Raw genomic sequence first — 18,032 nt, 5'->3', positions numbered from 1 at the left:
CCCTCCTGTATCTATATCCGTTGCGATCGTTATCTCTTATTTAGAAAGCGGGTAAAAACGCAAGCATTCATCCGGGAAGAAAATGTACCCCTTCACGTCGTTGTTGAACGCCACGAGGCGGTTGTATTCGTACATGTACACATAAGGCATGTCCGCATTGATCAAGCCCTGAATCTCATCATACATGGCATTGCGCTTCGTCATGTCCGTCTCGATAGCCGCCAGATCCAGCAGTTCATTGACCTTCGCATTATCGTAATGCACGTAGTTGGAAGAGCTCTCGCTATCTACCAGGAAGCCGAGATGATATTCCGGATCGTTGACGAAAGAGGTCCATTTCGACATGAAGGACTGCACATTGCCGGTGCGAAGCTGTTCCAGGAATTGCGCGCGCGCCAGCTTGTTGATGTTCATCGTGACGCCGATCTTTTTCAGCTCCGCCTGGATGACCGTGGCGGCGTCTTCCCAGTCTTTGAAGCCAGAGCCGAGCGTGAAGTCGAACGAGAAGCCATTCTCGTAGCCCGCTTCCTTCAGCAGTTCCTTCGCTTTGTCCAGGTTGTATTCATACTCGTAGCCATTATCGGAAAAACCCGGCGTATTGCTTGCCACGATGCTCTTCATTTGCTTGGCTTGTCCGTACATGACATCCTTCAGAAGCGCATCATGCGGAATCGCGTAGGCGATCGCCTGGCGCACCTTCGGATTGTCGAACGGCTTCATGTTATTGTTCAGACCCATGTACAAAATGCGGTTGCTCGCATCAGAGCGCACGGTCAGCCCGGTGTTCTGCTTCAGCGTATCGACATCCTTCGGCGGAAACTCCATAGCCAGGTCGATATCGCCCTTGTTCAGCATCATCGTGCGGGACGAAGCTTCCTTCATGAACTTCATGACGACTTTGTCCAGCTTGGCGCGCTCCTGCCAGTAATCGTCATTCGCCACGAATACCGCCTCGGAGGAAGGATCCCATTTCTCCAGCTTGAATGGCCCGGAACCCGCCGTCTTCGTCTTCAGAAATTCACTCGGATCCCCTTCGATCGCTTTCGGATCGATGACGGAGAAGGAGTACATCGCCAAAATTTGCAGGAACATATGGTTCGGGCGCTCCAGCTTCACTTCCACCGTATGGTCGTCCACCTTGCGGTACGACTCGATGGAGGCTTGCTGATACAGGAACCCGCCCGAGTTCGAGTTTTTGATATGATCGAGCGAGAACACGACCGCATCCGCATCGAGCGGATTGCCGCTATGGAACTTCACGTCCTGGCGCAGCTTGAACGTATACGTCTTCTGGTCATCGGATACGTCCCATGACTCGGCCAGCATCGGCTTGATTTCTTCCGTGGCGGCGATATCCGCGCCATCTACGTTTTTGACGCCGTACGTGACAAGCTGATCATACGTGGACAGCACCAGCGTATCCGACGTCAGATCGTTCGCTTCCGCCGGATCGAGCGTCTGCCCGCCTTCGGAATAGGCGACGGTCAGCGTTTTGCTGCCGGAGCCGCTGCCCGTTGCGTTCGTTTGTTCGCCCGAGCCGGCGGCGCTGTCTCCCCCGGACTGGTTCGCCTTCGGCGCGCAGCCCGCAACCAGAGCCAAGATGAGTGTCAATACAAGAGCCATCGTCAAGTTGCTTCGTTTCATCATTGTTTCCTCCCCCTGAATATTCGTCTGAAAAATATCGCTTATTTCCGGCTTGTGCGCAGCCGCGGATCAAGGACGTCACGCAGTCCGTCGCCAAGCAGATTGAAGCCAAGAATCGTTGTTGCGATGGCAAGCCCCGGGAAGGTGACCAGCCACCATTCGCCGGTAATAATGTACTCGCGGCCTTCGGATATCATCGCCCCCCACTCCGCCAGCGGCGGGCGCACGCCGAGACCGAGGAAGCTCAAGCTCGCCGCCGTCAAGATGGCGAAGCCCATCCCGAGCGTAATGCGGACGAGCAGCGGCGCGAGCGCATTCGGGAAAATATGCCGGACCAGAATGGTGCCGTCCTTGACCCCGATGGAACGGCTCGCCTCCACGAATTCTCGCTCCTTCAAATAGATGGTCTGGCTGTACATCAGACGGGCGAATTCCGGAATGCCGACGACGCCAACGGCCATCATCGCGCTGACGAGGCCGGGGCCCATGGCGGCCGCGATCGCCATCGCCAGAATGAGCGAAGGGAACGCCAGAAAAATATCCATGACGCGCATAATCACATTCCCGATCCAGCCGCCGTAATAAGCGGCGATGCCGCCGAGCGGAACGCCGATGAAGAAGGAAATTCCGACGGCGATAAGCCCGGTCCAGATCGAGATGCGCGCCGCGTAGACGACACGGCTGAAAATATCCCGGCCGAACTGGTCGGTCCCGAACCAATGCTCCCCGCTCGGACCTTGCAGCTTCGCATCCAACTGCGTGGCATCCGGCGCATAGGGCGCGACCAGCGGCGCGGCGATAGCCAGGAGCGTCCACAGCACGATCAGGAAGAGGCCGAGCGCGGCAAGCTTGTTGCGAAGGAACAGCTTGCTCCACTGCCGCAGCCCATGCCAGAACTCCTGCAGCATGGACGTCTCGCTCGCCGCCGCGATTGCAGCGGACGATGAGGTTGATGCTTTCATCACGGTTGCACCTCCTAAGATGTCATGACATGAGAGATGGATTATTCATAGCGAATGCGCGGATCGATTAAGCCATAGATGACATCGACCAGCAAATTGATGCCGCTGTATACGACGGCGCTTAGCAGCGTGAACGCCTGAATCGGGGCGTAATCTGTCGCGAGAATCGACTCCGTGACATAGCTTCCGACCCCGGGCCAGGCGAAGATCGTTTCCGTGATGACCGCGCCCCCGAGCAGGTAGCCGATCTGGAGACCGACCATCGTAATCGTCGGAATCGACGCATTGGCCAGAGCATGCTTGTACACGACGGAACGCTCGTTGAGCCCTTTGGCTCGGGCCGTTCGGATATAATCCTGGCCGATGACCTCCAGCATGCTGGAACGCATCATGCGGGCGATGATGGCCATCGTGCCGGCGCTAAGGCAAATGGCCGGAAGAATGAGATGGGATAAGGATTGCTTGAAGGCGACCCAATCCGCCGTAAGCAAGCTGTCCACCAGATACAAGCCGGTAATATGAGTGGGCGGGAGGATATCTCCGCCGATTCGGCCCATAGGAGCGGGCGCAATGCCGAACTTGGAATAGAAAAACAGGATGAGCAGCAGTCCCAGCCAGAAGACCGGCATGCAGGCGCCGATTAGTGAAAAAACGCGGGAGATGTGATCCACAATCGATTCTTTTTTCGTGGCGGCCACAATGCCTACCGGAATCGCGACCAACAACGCAATCAACAGACTGGCGAAGCCAAGCTCAATCGTGGCCGGGAGACGGACGGCGAAATCCTCCAGCACTGTGTGTCCCGTGTGCCAGGCGATCCCCAGATCCCCTTGGGCCAGCTGCTTGATATAAGCGCCGAACTGAACGTACAGCGGCTCGTTCAGCCCGAGCTGGGCGCGAATGTTCTCCACCACATGCTGCGGCGCTTGTTCTCCGGCAATCATCAGAGCAGGGTCGCCCGGCAGCACTCTGGACAGAATGAACGTGATGAGCACGATGCCGAGCAAGCTTGGAATGAGGTACAACAGACGTCGAGTAATGAATTGTAGCAAGAGCAACCCCTCCCCCTTTAAAGCGGTATCTCATTATCTAAATAAAGTGCGGCTGTGTAAAAATGTGAACCCTGATTACCACATATGCGATATAATATTGCAGCTTTGACGTATTAAAGGGACTTGGTCAATCAAAATACGCAAGTACGACTCGCATTTCTCGTCGTCGATCCGGTATCTTGGCCCGGCAATCGTAATGGAGCCAAGAATGCGGCGATGACTGTCCAGCATCGGGACGGAAATGCCGACGACATCTTCCGTATACTCCCCGACGGAAATGCACCAGCCCTCCTCCTTGATTTGCGCCAACTGGGCCCGTAAGCGGAGCGGATTCGTTATCGTTCGGGAAGTGACGGCCGTCAGGCCTTCCTGGATGATTTCCTCCTGAAGCTCCTCGGATAGATAGGCCATCATCACCTTCTGCGACGCTCCAGCATACAGCGGCGAGCGGTCGCCGACCGGAATCAGATATTGAATATCCTTCGAGCTGAGGACGATGGATACACAGACGCCCTCCTTCCCTTCGAGCATATTCAGGTATACCGATTCTCCGGTCAAATTCGCAATTTCCTTCAATATCGGCTGAAAATATTGCTGGATATTGAGCTGCTCGGTGACAACCTTGCCGTACTCCAGCAGCTTCAAGCCGAGGTGGTATTTCTGCGTGTCTCTGTTCTGAATGAGAAAGCCGTGCTGTTCAAACGTACTTACGATGCGGTGCACGACCGAGTGGTGCATTCCCAGCTTCTTCGCTAAATCACGTACCCCCCATATCGGATGATCCGATGTAAAGCAATCGAGCAATTCAAGCGATTTGGCCAGCGTCTTGAGCGACACTTCCTCACCTCTTCCCCTTTTTAATTCAGCAAGGCAACTGTACCGATAATAGATACACTGTTTCTATAAATAATTTTTCATCATTATAAACGATGCGAACGAAAGATCAACAACTATTTTTCCTTGTTTTTACTATGCGGACACTGCGGTTTCGATGTCCTCTCATAGTGTACATATGTATATTATGGAAGCACATACCTTACATTTGATGTAATGCCTGTGAGGAGGCCCGGGCCCCTGGCTCAGGGGCGCGCCAAGGGGAGGTGGCTTCTTCTCCACTCGGATTCACTATCCCATCGGCGCAGAGGCGCGCCGGAGATTGCTCCTCTCCTCTCAGGCTCACTATCCCATCGAATCAGATACTCGTTCGGGTACATGCTGCATTTTCTTCCTTAGCGTCACTATCCCATTGATTCAGAAGCTGGCTTGGGGATGGCTCACACCTGCTGCCTTATAGGCCGTCTCCCATCGGTTCAGGTATGCGAAGGGAGGTTGCTTCTCTCCCACTTAGGCTCAATATCCCATCGGTGCAGAAACTCGGTCCGGTACATGCAACGTTTTCTTCCTTAGCTTCACTATCCCATCGATTCAGAGAGCCGCAGTGGCTTGCCCACCTGCCGCCTTATAGGCAAACTCCCATCGGTTCAGGGGCGCGCTGAAGGGGAACCTTCGTTGGCACCACATTTTTGCTATTCCGTCTTCTGGATTCAACTACTTGGTCCTACTGCTTGCTCGCCTGCTCCATCGTTTCGGTTCGCCTCCTGCCGCTTGTCGTGCCAGCGTGTGCTTTCTCTTTCTGAACCGAGGGAAGAGTGGATCAAAGACCTGACAGATACATTGGACCTGGTTTCGACAGACCCATTGCCGTTTATCTCAACGTGCGCCAATCCAACTGCCGTAACTCATCCGATGCTGAATGGTCTTCCCTCCCGAAATCTGTTGAACAACCACATTGGCAAACAGTCACATTTTGCTGAAGAGCCACATTTTGCTGAAGTGCGCCATTCTATTGCACTGCCACCTTCTGGTGAGCAGACGCAATCCGCCAATATGTAAGCTGCCGCAATAGATGCGCTCTCTGTGTGTCCAAGCCAAGCTGCTCAATCATTTCGGCAAAGCCCGGCCGCCAGCAAAAAAATCCCTGGCCGGCATCCCGTCGGATGCGCTTGCCAAGGATTTGATGTACTCGCCAGGTTCTGGATGTACTTCGCATGGTTTGGATGTACTTCCCAAGGTTTTCATATAGGTATGAGTTCTGTATGGCCGCTACGGCTGCCTCGTGGAACTGCCGGCGGAGCGCCGCGATCGAGTTGCCCCGGTCGTAATGTACGCGGTTCGTCAGCAGAATTAAAATTAGATCCTGCGCCGGATCGATCCAGAGACTCGTTCCGGTGAAGCCCGTATGGCCGAAGCTGAATGGAGACACCCCCTCCCCGCCAACATCGGCCGGGTCTCCGTGCAGCACCCATCCCAGCCCCCGATTCGCTCCCGGTATGTCAAGGGTATGGCTTCGCAGCGCTTCCTTCACGGCCTCGCGCGACAATATGAAGGCTTCCGGGCCATCCTCTGTCCGGGAGCGGCTTAAGGAAGCGTTCGCCGCGCTGTCCGCGGAACTGGCGCTGCCTGCCAAGGCCAGCCACATGCGGGCATACCGCAGCAGATCCGAGGCGGTCGAGAACAGCCCCGCATTGCCCGCCGCCCCGCCAAGCGCATAGGCGTTCTCATCGTGCACGAAGCCCCAGCGGTACTCGCCCAGCGCCGCATCGTATTCTGTCGCCGCGATGCGCGGCTTCCATTCCGGCGGCGGGTTATACCGGCTCGCCGTCATTCCGAGCGGCTGCAGCACCTCGATCCAGGCCGCTTCCTCCAACGGACGCCCGAAATGCTGCCGGATAATGCCGCCGAGGATCATATAACCCGGGCAGCTATAGACGCAGCGCGTCCCTGGCGGATAGTCCGGTTCCATCGCGCAGATCGCGTCATGGATCCGCTGCGGCGTCCAGCCGTGCGAATACAGATCGCGATGCGCGGGCAAGCCCGAGGTATGGGCCAGCAATTGCCCGATCGTAACCTCTGCCTTCCCCGCGGTTCCAAATGCGGGGATATGCTGCGCCACCGGATCGGCAAGCCGAACTTGGCCCCGATCCATCAAGATGAGCATGAGCGCCAGCGTGACGGCGACCTTCGTCAATGACGCGCAGTCATAGATCGTCTCCACGCTGGCCGGAATGGAACGATCCTCGCTGAGGAACGCATGCCCGGCGGCATAAGCCGCCACATGGCCGCGGCGTCCAATAAGAGCCACGCCCCCGGGGATAATTCCCTGCTCTATCGCGTTATCGAGCGGCGTCCAAGCGGCTTGCAGTCCTTCCTCGCACAGGCCTAGCTGCCCGGCTGCCGACAGATCCCATTTTTTCATGGAAAAACCCCCTTCTTGTCGTATCGGATAGCAAACTCCGTTCAATGTCATTCATGCTCCGCCTCGGAGTTCACGGAAGGGCAAGCTTGCCCATGACGGTTGGACGCGACGCTCCGGTAACGGAAGGGAGCTGATTCGCGATCCCGTGCACAAATTCATTCGCCAACACGGCGAAGACAATCGCCTCCTTCGCATCGGCAGGCAAGCCAACCTCATCGGAGCGCTGGACCCGCTGTTGGGGCAGCTCCGCCGCAAGCCACCTCATCATCGTCTCGTTGCGGGCCCCGCCGCCGCTGACGATCACTTCATGGATGTCATGCTCAGGGAATATAAAGTCCCGATATGCGCCCGCGATGGTCCGAACCGTCAGCATCGTGAAGGTCGCCACGATATCGGCAGCCGGCAAGCCCCGCTGCAGACCGTCGTGAATCAAAGCCGTGGCATATGCCTCGCCGAACATTTCTCTGCCCGTCGTCTTCCGCGGCTTCTGGGCATAGTAAGGATGCTCCAGCAGCTCAGACAGCCATGCTTCGCTCACCTGGCCTTGGGCGGCCCAGCCGCCATTGCGGTCATAGGCCAGCGCCCCTTCCGACAGCCGGTAGACGGCCTGGTCAATCAGCATATTGCCTGGTCCGGTATCGAAGGCAGCTACTTGATTCGCATCGGCCCCGGGCGGAACGACCGTGCAGTTCCCGATCCCGCCGATATTCTGGGCAATGCGGCCCATGCGCTCATGGCGGTGAAAGATATAATCCGCATAGGGGGTAAGCGGGGCCCCCTGGCCCCCGACGCCCATGTCGGCGGGGCGATAATCCCCGACCACGGGCCGCCCTGTCAGCTTCGCGATGACGGACAAATCTCCGATTTGCAGCGTGGAGGGAACACAATATGGATCTTCGCTATCCGCCATCGGCTGATGCCAGACCGTCTGCCCGTGGGAGCTGACCAGATCGATGTCTTCCATCGGGATCCCGGCAGCGTCTGCCGCTTCCCGGGCGGCCGCCGCGAACCGCTGCCCCAGATAAGCATTCATCATGCAGAGGTCGGCGGCATCGGATTGCTCTTTTCCGCATAATCGCTTTATCCTGCCGCGCAGCTCAGCATCATATTCGATGCAATGAAACGCCAGCAGCTCGACTTCCGTTCCGGTCCCGCTTCCTTGCACCCGGACAACGGCGGCATCGATTCCGTCCAGCGACGTGCCTGACATCAGGCCAATGATGGTCCGATAAGGGCGGTTCGGCATGACAATCCGCATCGTTATCTCCCCCTCCCATTCGAAAATCAAAACGGCACGATGCAATTGACACTTATAGTAACCATATAAAGTAAAAGCGGAGTTTAGCACATTCGTTGTACAGGGGCAGGCTATTCTTGCGGGGTGATATGAGAAAGTGGATGAATGAAGCATTTCCAAGTTAGCTTTATTATACGCGATTGAAATATTATTTTAAATATATTTTCGATAATATAATATTTTGTTTCAAAGAATGCCACGCGGCGGCAAGCAGAGGAAAGGCCCTCTGCAGCGGTTCTGCAAAGGGCTTCCTATCGCATACGGTTCAAGGAACCTCGTGATAAACATTGTACGGCCGGTTATGCGCCGCGGCATATGGGGCAGGCATGCTTGTAACGCTTGGAGAGCTGATCGTCTTGAAGCTCGTGAACAAGTCCTTTTTTGACGAAATACTTCAGACTGCAGTAGACGGTAGAGAGGGAAACCAGCTGCCCGCCCGACTTCAACGCCAGAAATACGTCCATTGCGGTCATAGGGGATGCCGCTTGACGGATGCAAGCATAGACGGCCTCTCGTTGCTGCGTCATATGCATTTTTTTATCCTTGCCCTGCCGAACAACCGATGCTTCCACCTTGTTATGATTCACGTGCCCCATTCCTTTCCTCACAGAATTTTCAAAAGACAATCCAAACCTCTATATCATCGCGCTAGGAACGCGGTACATGCTGCAAATATTCGCTAATATCCACGCCGAGTCCGGCCGCAAGCTTCATTCCATACTCCGCATCGGCCCGGAAGAAATTGCACAGCGCCCGCATTTGAACTTCGGGGCGTACCTGCTTCAGATCGTTCACCAGGTTTTGCACGAGCCGATCTTGTTCCTCCGGGGACATCTCACGGTACTTCTCTCCGGCCTGGCCGAAATTATTCGTCTTGTCTATCGAGCGGCGCATCGTCGTTCCTGCCACAACCGTTTCGCTCTCGGCATAAGCCTCGCCCGCTTCAGCATATGCCCCGGCATGGCTGTTCGGCTCGTAGTTGATCGGGGACGTATCCTGCTTCACGGTCATCAACCCGTCCCGTTGATGATTCCTTACCCGCGCGAACGGGCAGTTCACCGGGATCTGCAAATAATTCGGACCGAGACGGTGCCGCTGCGTATCCGGATAGGAAAAGAGACGGCCTTGGAGCAATTTGTCCTCGGACGGTTCAATCCCGGGCACAAGCGCGCTAGGGGAGAACGCCGCCTGCTCGACCTGGGCGAAATAATTGTCCGGGTTCTGATTCAGCGTCATCCGGCCTACCTTCATCATCGGTATCATCGCTTCGGGCCATACCTTCGTCGGATCGAGCGGGTCGAAGTCGAAATCGTCCAGCCGCGAAGGCTCAAGCATTTGAACGCACAGCTCCCATTCCGGGCAGCGGCCCTCTTCAATCGCCTGATGCAGATCTCGCGTCGCATGGCTGAAATCTTTGGCTTGAATCCGCTCCGCTTCCTCCACGCTCAACCCGCGCACGCCCTGCAGCGACTTCCATGTATATTTGACGTACACGACGCCGCCTTTTTCATTGACCCATTTGAACGCGTGGACGCTGAAGCCGTCCATCTCGCGGTAAGTGGCGGGAATGCCGAGGTCCGAGAAGAGCCAAGTCATCATATTCGTGGACTCCGGAGACAGTGACATGAAGTCCCAATAATGGTCCGGCGTCTGCACATTCGTATGCGGGGCCGGCTTCAGCGAGTGGACCATGTCCGGGAATTTGATGGCGTCGCGGATGAAAAAAATCGGAAGATGATTGCCAACCAGATCGTAGTTGCCTTCCGTCGTATAAAATTTGACGGCAAATCCGCGCGGATCCCGCACGGTCTCCGGGGAGGTCCCCCCGTGAATCACGGTCGAGAACCGGACAAAGACGGGAGTCTCTACATCGGGATCTTGCAGAAACGCCGCCCGCGTGTGCTTCGCCATGCTCCGGTAAGGCTTGAACACGCCGAACGCGCCTGCTCCGCGCGCATGCACGACCCGCTCCGGAATGCGTTCCCGATCGAAATGAGCCAGCTTCTCGATAAGATGATAGTCTTCCAGCAGCACGGGACCGCGCGCCCCGGCGGTTTTCGATTGCTGATTATTGGCAACGGGCGCACCCTGATTCGTAGTCATTAACTTCGATTCCTTCATCAAATCCCCTCCGTTAGTCCAGTCGAATTAAATCACTATTAAGTGATAATAATTATCATTTTCATCAACTAATGTATCACATCCAATGCAGCTAATCAATAATAATTCTAAATTAATATCTATTATATTCTGGAAATGAATAAAAGAACACCCTTTTGACGATGAAAGTTGATTCCAAAGTCAAAAGGGTGTCATTTATCCCAAGCCCGGCGGCATTCCGGTGGATAACATCCCGGCGATGATAAATATAACCGCGCCGCAAGCCGCCTCCAGACTGACGCCGCGCAGAAAGACCCGGACCCGCTCCGGGTCGCCTTCCTGCTTCACGAACGCGGGCAGCCACAGGAAGCGGTGGAAGGCGGCAATCACGAGCACGCCCGCATAGAGCGCGCTTTTGACGAGAAGCGTCTGTCCGTACGGCGACGCATAGAGCGCCTCCCAACTGCCGACATGCATCACCGCCAGCACTAAGCCGGTCACCACCGTGATGACCGTAAATGGCAGGGCGGCGGCAGAGAAGCCCGACCATAGGCGGCCTGCTTCCGCGAAAGCATCCGCATCGGGCTTCCGGCGCAAGCTCCGGGTGACGAGCAACAGCCCGGCCAGTCCGCCGAACCAGATGCCTGCCGTCGCGAAATGCAGCGCATGCGAGACGACAGCGGCCGCCGCCTGCAGCGGGGAACCCGAGACGGCATGGCCGGTCAGCGGGAAGGTCAGCGCCAGGCCGAGCAGCAGCAGGCACCGCAGGACGGCCATCGGCCGATGAGGCGACCGCCGCCCCATGAGCAGCGTCCCGCATAATACGGCGGCCAGCAGGATGCGCGCTCCGTCCGTCAAGCCGACGCGCGTCGAGACGGCCAATGTCCATGCCGTGGAGGCCATAGAACTGGCGCCGGAGCCGGCAGGCGTCAACTGCGCGGCAAGCAGCAGCATATGCGCCGCATAGGTCAGCGCATAGAGGAATGCGGCCGCAAGCGCGACAGCCTGTGCCGCCTTATGCGTCCGTGCAGCCATGTCCGCCAGCCGCGGTCCTCCCCTTCCGAGCGCATAATGATGGTACAGGAGGGCAAATAAGGCGGCTGTCGTCAGTACATTGACAATCCGGATCACGGTGTTCCACCGATCGGTCATGCCTGTACTGTGCGCCGTATGGCCGGATGTATGGTCATGATGGCGATGGGCGTGATCGGCCTCAGGCGCAGCCCCATCCGCTGAACGGACGTCCTGACCGCCGGGTGCAGAGGCTTCTTCTCCGTCCGCCGCGCTTCCCTGATCACGTTCCGAGCCAGGTGGATCGGATGGCTTCGGGGAAGCGGCATCCCCTTCCCGGCTTCCGCTCTCTTGGCCGGCCGATGGTGCTGCTTCGGCTGCTGGGGCCTGGACCGACGGAGCTTGCTGCCCCTTGGCCGGGTCCGATCCGCCAGGCTCCCCGGCCGGCGATGCGGCCGCTTCCCGGGGGGCGCCGCTTCCGGAGCCGGACGAAGCGGGCGCAGTCGGCCGCGCCTTCGGCTCCTTCGCCTGATCGGCAGCCGGCTGACGCGTGCCCGCCTTGTCTGCGCCGGACGCTCCGGCGTCCGCCTCGCCGCCGGCCGGCTTGGCTGCGGCAGGCTCCGCTCGCTCGGCCTGGCCCGCCGAAGGCTTCGGCCCGCTCCGGTCCGGCGGCGTCGTCCCCTCTGCCGGAGCGCCGGGGTTAACGGAAGCGGGCTTCCCGTCCTCTCCCGGGGAGCCGCTGTCCGGCTTCGCTTGCGGCGCTTCGTCGTCATCCAGCGACTTGGTCGGCGCGGGCCCGCTCTTATCCAGCGTCGTCCCAACCGCGAACCGATACGAGCCCTCGGTGACATGCGTATCCACCGACAGCACCTGCCACTTCACCTTATAAACGCCGTTTTTCAGCTCGGGAAGGGCCTTGACCAGCGTGTCGTCGCCTTCCCCGGTTACGGCGCCGCCTATCTCGCGTCCATCCTCGTCCCACAATGTGAGCGAGCTCAGCTTCGCATCGATGCCCTCGGTGAACGTGATGCGTATCTCCGACGGCGCCGTGTCCAGCTCCGCATCCGCCAGCGGCTTCGATGACGCCAGATTCGCATGAGCGGATGCGGTCAGCGGATGAAGCAGAAGGGAGAACAGCAAGGCGGCTATCCCCAGCCAATAGACGGGTTGTCTCGAATTCCCCTTCCATTTTCCCATAAACGTTCCTCCTGACTTCTGACGTGCTTCTATTCCCGGGCAGACGGGCCTCCACCTGATGCAGCGGCCCGCCCAGGGGAAGCTGGTATTATTTCGTCAGGTACAAATAGACGGCGGCGCGGTTCGCTCCGACCGCCGGCAAATATTCCAGCACGGCCCCCGCCTCGGAAGCCGCGTCCCGCAGCGAGACCGCAGATGCGGCGATCTTACTCTTATTTCCAAAAGCTTCCTCCGCCCAGGCCGCATCCGCCATCAGCGTGCCGTTGGCGAACGAGAACGAGTCATCCGGCTGCGCCTTGCCGTTCAGGAACACCTGCGGCTTCGCTTCGGATGGGGTGCCCGGCAGCTCGTAGGTGCCGTTCTGGACGATGAAGGTCATCGTCGCTTCATAACTGACGGTATCATACTCGCCCTCGCGCTTCTCATTGGTAGCCGGCTTGGCGCGCAGCAAATAATAATCGGCGCCGCCCAGCTTGAACTTGGCGATGCCCTTGGCATCCGTCTTTACGGTCACCGCCTCCGAATTGCTGCGGCGGATAAGCGATACTTCGGTGTCGGCCAGCGGCTTGCCTTTCAGCAGCAATTGGACTTCTGCGGAGGTGTCGGCTTGCGCCGCTGCCGGATTGAACAACGGCACCAGCTCGGCGCGGTCCGGGCTCACTTGACGCTGGAAGCCGGTCAGCAAGGAGGCCCGCTTCATCGTCGGGATGTCCATGACGGCGACGAACGATTTGGCGCTGCGCAAGGTGCGGCTCGCCGCATCGGCTCCCTTGAAGATGCTGTCTCCCTCGACCGAGACGATATAGGCTCCAGGCTGGGAAGAGGAGAAGGAAGAGACAAAATAGTTATTAAGCGCCGGCTCCGTCTCTGTCGCCGCTTCGCCCGTATAGAAGCGCGTATCGGTAATGTCGATCTTTTTGCCCGCCGGGTTCATGACGTATACTTTCGAGGAATCGGTGCTCCACTGGCCGGCGATGCGGTAGCTGCGGTGCTCATTGGAATGATTGCCGAGCATCATGTCGACATAGGCGACCTCGCCCGCGCCGATGACGGGACTGTTCGTCTGCGACCATCCGTCATGCGCGAACGCCGGGATGGCGAGCGTGGCAGACAGCAGCGTCCCAAGCAGGATGCTGGCGGTTTTCATGTTCATACATATCCCAACCTTTCCGTTACGAAATGTGATCTAGATCACACTTCCACAGTGTAACCGAGTTGCTTACGGCTGACATGACTCCATCTAGCTATAAAATGTAGCAATCACGTGAACATTCCTCGCTCGGCGGAAGCAGGGGCTTGTCCCCGCCGTCCGGCTGCGTCGGCTAATTCTTCGGCTAATTCTTCGGTCAATACTGCAATTCTGCAGCTTTTTTCTTGACGCCAGATCGGGAAAAAGGCAATCCTGCAAATGCGCAGCAATTTCCACTGTTTTGGCTGAGTTAGCAGGGATTTGGGGCGAAAAGATGCAGCTGTGCAGGAATTTCAGCCGCATCTCCCTTCTGAAGGGGAAAAAGCTGCACCCATGCAGGAATCGAGCCGCCCGCCTCCGCCCGGGATATATAAAAACCCGCATGGATGCCGTCCATGCGGGTTCGCAAAGGCTTCGATTCAACTTCGAGCAGATTCGGGCAGACGGGGGACAAGGTCTGTCCACCCTGGCGAAGAAGCCGGCGCGCTACATCGACGCCTGCAGCTCCGTGCCGCCGGTGCGGGAATGGCGCACCAGTTCGGCGTAGCTGCCGCCCCGCTTCAGCAGCGCCTCGTGATCGCCCTCCTCGATGACGCGGCCGCCGCTCATGACGATGATGCGGTCGGCATGTTGAATCGTCGAGAGGCGATGGGCGATAACAATCGTCGTCCTGCCCTTCGAGACGACATTCAAGGCCTGCTGGATGAGGCGCTCGGTATGCGAATCCAGATGAGCCGTCGCCTCGTCGAGAATGAGGATGCGCGGCTCGAACACGAGAATCCGGGCGAAGGAGATCAGCTGGCGTTCGCCGGCGGACAGCCCGCTGCCCCGTTCGGAGAGGCGCGTGTCATAGCCGTGCTTGAGCCGCTTGATCATGCTGTCCGCGCCGACCGCCTGGCAGGCCCAGATGACCCTCTCGCGCGGCACATCCTCCTGGAACAGGCGGACATTGTCGACAATGGTGCCGGAATAGAGATACGGGTCCTGCTGGACCAGGCCGACGATCCGGTGCAGCGTCTCCTGCTTCAGCCGGCGAATGTCGACGCCGTCGATCTCGACGCTGCCCTGGCGGACATCATAGAAGCGCGCCAGCAGGCTGACGAGCGAGCTTTTGCCCGCGCCCGTCGTGCCGACAATCCCGATGAATTCCCCGGGAGCGATATGCAAGTCGAGATCATGCAGCACATCGCGGTTCTCGACATAGGCGAAGCGGATATGGTTGAAGTCCACCTGGCCGAGAACCTCCTCCGGCTTCACCGCAACCGTCTGCCCGGGTTCCGGGTCGGTTACCTGCGGCTGGACGCGGAAAATGCGCCAGAGACGGTCCATCGACACCGTCGTCGACTGCAGCGTGTTCCATTGCTGGGTAATCTGGTTGATGGGCTGGAAAAATTGGCGAATATAATTGATAAAGGCATAGAGCACCCCGAATTCCAGCGCTTTGTCCAGGACGGCCATGCCGCCCAGCCAGACGACGAAGGCAACGGACAGATTGCCGAGCATATCGAACGAGCGGTTGAACAAAATGCTCGTGCGCACTTCCCGCAAATTTTCGCGCAAATAGCTGCGATTGCGGCGGGTGAACTGGTCGGTTTGCTCTTTTTCCTGATGGAACGCTTGAATCAAGCTCATCCCCGCCAAGTTCTCCGCCAGAAAAGCGATAAGCCGCGACAGCTCCCCCCGCACCCGCTGGTACGCCGAGCGCAGCAGCGAACGGAAGGCGGCCGCGATAGCGAAGATGACCGGGAACAGCAGCAGGCAGTACAGCGCGAGCTGCGCATCCAGGGAGAACATGAAGGCGACGACCAGCAATAGCGACAAGCCGTCGCGCACCAGGCTCAAGAGCACTTGCGTGAAAAATTGGTTAATGGTCTCCGTATCGCTGGAGACGTTCGTCACGAGACTGCCGATCGGATTGCGGTCGAAGAAGGACATCGACTGCTTCGAAATATGGCGGAACAGATCTTTACGAAGCTGGCCGACGATGCCTTGCCCGACCTTTTGCATCAGATTCGCCTGGACGTAGGAGAAGACCAGGCTGACCGCCGCCAGCAGGAAGTAGCAGCCGCCGAGCAGCAGCAGCGTATCTGTCCCGTGCGCGCCCGTCAGCATGTTCTCATCGATCGCCACCTTGACCAGATACGGCTGCAGCAGATCCGCGCCGATGGCGAAGAAGGTGCAGGCGAACACCGCGAGGAAGGTGAGCCGGTACGGCTTGGCATAAGCCAGCATCGCGGTGAAGGAGCGCATGCGATCCTCGCGCGAGATGTCCTGCGCGGCATTCGGCTTCGCGCTGGCTGCTTCACGCATCGAGCATCCCCTCCTCCTGAATCGCATAGAGCGAAGCATAGTATCCGCCCTGGCGGAGCAGCTCGGCATGCGTGCCGCGCTCCACAATCCGTCCCTCATCGAGGACGACGATCTCGTCCGCATGGCGCACCGCGCTGATGCGGTGAGCGATGATCAGCGTCGTCAAGCCTTTGCGGGCGCGGCGCAGATTCGCCAAGATGGTGGACTCAGTCACGACGTCCACGGCGCTGACGCTGTCATCCAGGATAAGGATCGGCGCGTTCTTGATGAGCCCGCGGGCCAGACTGGTGCGCTGGCGCTGGCCGCCGGACAAGGTAAGTCCCCGCTCGCCCAGCTTCGTGCCGAATTTGTCGGGAAATTCCTCGATATTGCGGTAAATGTCCGCCAGCTTCGACGCTTCCTGAACCGGCCCGTCATCGATCTCGCGGTTATAAAAAGCGATATTGTCGCGAATCGTCGTACTGAACAAAAATCCGTCCTGCGGGACGTAGGCAATCTGCGTGCGCAGGCTCTCCAGCATCAGATGCCGGATATCGCCGCCGCCGATAAAGACGCTTCCCTCCGGCGGATCGTATACCCGCAGCAGCAGCTTGACGAGCGTCGTCTTGCCGCTTCCCGTTTTGCCGACGATGCCGAGCGTCTTGCCCGGAGCGACGCGGATGCTGATATCCTGCAGCGAGGGGGTGCCGCTGTCCGGGTAAGCGAAGGACAGATGGCGAAGCTCCAGCTCCGCCTCCCCCGGACGCAGCGCTGCCGCCTCTTCCGCCTCCTGGATATCCGGCTCTTCTTCCATGAGCCGGTTGAGCCGGTCGAGCGACGCGCGGGAACGAAGCATCGTATTGATGACATTGCCAATCTGCTGCAGCGGCGTCATGATCATGCGCAGGTAAAGCGTCAATGTAACGAAGTTCCCAAGCGACAACTGTCCGCGGATGGACATCATCCCTCCGTATGTGATCGCTAACGCCAGCGACAGCGCGCCGGCGAACGGGATGAGCGCCTGGAACAAGGACGTCATCCGCACGAGGCGAAGCTGATTGTCGCGGATATGGTCGACCGTCCCGTCGAAGCGGGCTTGCGCGATATGCTCCACCGCGAACGTTTTCGTTACTTTGATGCCGCCGAATTGTTCTTCCGCGGCTTCCGTCATCCCGGCAAGCGCATCCTGCACGGCGCGGGAGCGCATGCGAATGCGGGGGCCGAAGTAGACGACGAACAGCGGAATGGAGAGCAGCGGCAGGACGCAGACGAAGACCAGATGCAGCGGTATATGGCTCAGCATCATCATCACGAGGACGGATACGAGCAGAATCGTGGCATTCGTCATCTGATTGACGCCGTTGGCGATGGATTCCCGGACGGCCCGCACATCATTCATGAAGTAGCTGAGCAGCTTGCCGACCCCGTTTTTGGAATAATAATGCTCGCTTAACCGGGTGAATTGCCCGAACAGCCGCTGCCGCGTATTGAACTCGAACAGCCGGCCGAGACGGTGATTCATGTACTGTCCCAGGCCGAAGAGCACGCCATACCCGACGCCTATCGCCGCGAGCCAGAGGCTGTAATGAATGACCGTCGCCCGCGTCAGCCCGTTCTGCTGCAATTCATCGGTGAACTGGCCGAGCAGAGCGGGGTAGAACGAATTGATAACGTTGGCGGCCGCCATGAACAGCACCGCCGTCACATAAAAGAACCAGTGAGCCCGAACATGACCGAATAACAATGACTTTCCTTGCATCTTCTCTCTCACATCCCGTACCGTTATCGAGTCCGGCGCCGTCAGAGATCGTGATCGAATCCGCAATCCTTGAAGGCGGGAGGAACGGATCCATCCCTGTCTCTCATCGGCATGTTCGCCTCCTTTCAGGACCATTATGTCAACATATAGATAATAAAACAATTGGAATAACCGTTCAATCTATTTGTTTACGAATTGTTCACTTGATTTTTGCCCCAACATCCCCTTGTTCCTGCTTACGGCTTGCTGAAGCCTTCCGCCGGCCCCTCGAATGCA

At 58.1% G+C, this 18,032-nt stretch carries 12 protein-coding genes; all 12 read right to left on the bottom strand.

The window, feature by feature from the left end:
- Nucleotides 1–36 precede the first annotated feature (36 nt).
- Nucleotides 37–1,644, bottom strand: coding sequence for an ABC transporter substrate-binding protein (locus OCY70_RS01155; RefSeq protein ID WP_213428058.1), 1,608 nt, complete (start codon nucleotides 1,642–1,644; stop codon nucleotides 37–39).
- Nucleotides 1,645–1,685: 41 nt separating this feature from the next.
- Nucleotides 1,686–2,552, bottom strand: a complete 867-nt coding sequence (locus tag OCY70_RS01150; RefSeq protein WP_249725008.1) for an ABC transporter permease — start codon at nucleotides 2,550–2,552, stop codon at nucleotides 1,686–1,688.
- Between the two features lie 95 nt (nucleotides 2,553–2,647).
- Nucleotides 2,648–3,658: an ABC transporter permease gene (locus tag OCY70_RS01145; protein ID WP_213428031.1), complete on the bottom strand. Its 1,011-nt coding sequence runs from the start codon at nucleotides 3,656–3,658 to the stop codon at nucleotides 2,648–2,650.
- 75 nt (nucleotides 3,659–3,733) lie between these two features.
- Nucleotides 3,734–4,495, bottom strand: coding sequence for an IclR family transcriptional regulator (locus tag OCY70_RS01140; RefSeq protein ID WP_213428032.1), 762 nt, complete (start codon nucleotides 4,493–4,495; stop codon nucleotides 3,734–3,736).
- A gap of 1,006 nt (nucleotides 4,496–5,501) precedes the next feature.
- Nucleotides 5,502–6,914 carry a serine hydrolase domain-containing protein gene (locus tag OCY70_RS01135; RefSeq protein WP_249725003.1) on the bottom strand — a complete coding sequence of 471 codons (1,413 nt, stop codon included), beginning with the start codon at nucleotides 6,912–6,914 and terminating at the stop codon, nucleotides 5,502–5,504.
- A 70-nt stretch (nucleotides 6,915–6,984) separates the two neighbouring features.
- Nucleotides 6,985–8,172, bottom strand: a complete 1,188-nt coding sequence (locus tag OCY70_RS01130) for an anhydro-N-acetylmuramic acid kinase (protein ID WP_213428033.1) — start codon at nucleotides 8,170–8,172, stop codon at nucleotides 6,985–6,987.
- 338 nt (nucleotides 8,173–8,510) lie between these two features.
- Nucleotides 8,511–8,807, bottom strand: coding sequence for a transcriptional repressor (locus OCY70_RS01125; protein ID WP_213428034.1), 297 nt, complete (start codon nucleotides 8,805–8,807; stop codon nucleotides 8,511–8,513).
- A gap of 52 nt (nucleotides 8,808–8,859) precedes the next feature.
- Nucleotides 8,860–10,332, bottom strand: coding sequence for a catalase (locus OCY70_RS01120; RefSeq protein WP_213428035.1), 1,473 nt, complete (start codon nucleotides 10,330–10,332; stop codon nucleotides 8,860–8,862).
- Between the two features lie 195 nt (nucleotides 10,333–10,527).
- The gene (locus OCY70_RS01115) at nucleotides 10,528–12,519 is read right to left on the bottom strand and encodes a copper resistance protein CopC (protein ID WP_213428036.1); all 1,992 of its coding nucleotides are present in this window, start codon (nucleotides 12,517–12,519) and stop codon (nucleotides 10,528–10,530) included.
- A gap of 88 nt (nucleotides 12,520–12,607) precedes the next feature.
- Nucleotides 12,608–13,672, bottom strand: coding sequence for a DUF4198 domain-containing protein (locus tag OCY70_RS01110; RefSeq protein WP_213428037.1), 1,065 nt, complete (start codon nucleotides 13,670–13,672; stop codon nucleotides 12,608–12,610).
- Nucleotides 13,673–14,194: 522 nt separating this feature from the next.
- Nucleotides 14,195–16,018 (bottom strand): ABC transporter ATP-binding protein, encoded by a 1,824-nt coding sequence (locus tag OCY70_RS01105; protein WP_213428038.1) that lies wholly within the window; start codon nucleotides 16,016–16,018, stop codon nucleotides 14,195–14,197.
- Nucleotides 16,011–17,756 carry an ABC transporter ATP-binding protein gene (locus OCY70_RS01100; protein ID WP_213428039.1) on the bottom strand — a complete coding sequence of 582 codons (1,746 nt, stop codon included), beginning with the start codon at nucleotides 17,754–17,756 and terminating at the stop codon, nucleotides 16,011–16,013. The genes OCY70_RS01105 and OCY70_RS01100 overlap by 8 nt, the downstream gene beginning before the upstream one ends.
- Nucleotides 17,757–18,032: the final 276 nt, after the last annotated feature.

It is taken from the genome of Paenibacillus melissococcoides (genome assembly GCA_944800085.1).
GTDB classification, from domain to species: Bacteria; Bacillota; Bacilli; order Paenibacillales; family Paenibacillaceae; genus Paenibacillus_B; species Paenibacillus_B melissococcoides.
This window is presented reverse-complemented; position numbering and strand designations above follow the sequence as displayed.

Coding starts and splice junctions, on each gene's coding strand:
- OCY70_RS01155 (WP_213428058.1), bottom strand. CDS start 1,644: ATGAAACGAAGCAACTTGACGATGGCTCTTGTATTGACACTCATCTTG.
- OCY70_RS01150 (WP_249725008.1), bottom strand. CDS start 2,552: ATGCTGCAGGAGTTCTGGCATGGGCTGCGGCAGTGGAGCAAGCTGTTC.
- OCY70_RS01135 (WP_249725003.1), bottom strand. CDS start 6,914: ATGAAAAAATGGGATCTGTCGGCAGCCGGGCAGCTAGGCCTGTGCGAG.
- OCY70_RS01130 (WP_213428033.1), bottom strand. CDS start 8,172: ATGCGGATTGTCATGCCGAACCGCCCTTATCGGACCATCATTGGCCTG.
- OCY70_RS01125 (WP_213428034.1), bottom strand. CDS start 8,807: ATGGGGCACGTGAATCATAACAAGGTGGAAGCATCGGTTGTTCGGCAG.
- OCY70_RS01120 (WP_213428035.1), bottom strand. CDS start 10,332: ATGAAGGAATCGAAGTTAATGACTACGAATCAGGGTGCGCCCGTTGCC.
- OCY70_RS01115 (WP_213428036.1), bottom strand. CDS start 12,519: ATGGGAAAATGGAAGGGGAATTCGAGACAACCCGTCTATTGGCTGGGG.
- OCY70_RS01110 (WP_213428037.1), bottom strand. CDS start 13,672: ATGAACATGAAAACCGCCAGCATCCTGCTTGGGACGCTGCTGTCTGCC.
- OCY70_RS01105 (WP_213428038.1), bottom strand. CDS start 16,018: ATGCGTGAAGCAGCCAGCGCGAAGCCGAATGCCGCGCAGGACATCTCG.
- OCY70_RS01100 (WP_213428039.1), bottom strand. CDS start 17,756: ATGCAAGGAAAGTCATTGTTATTCGGTCATGTTCGGGCTCACTGGTTC.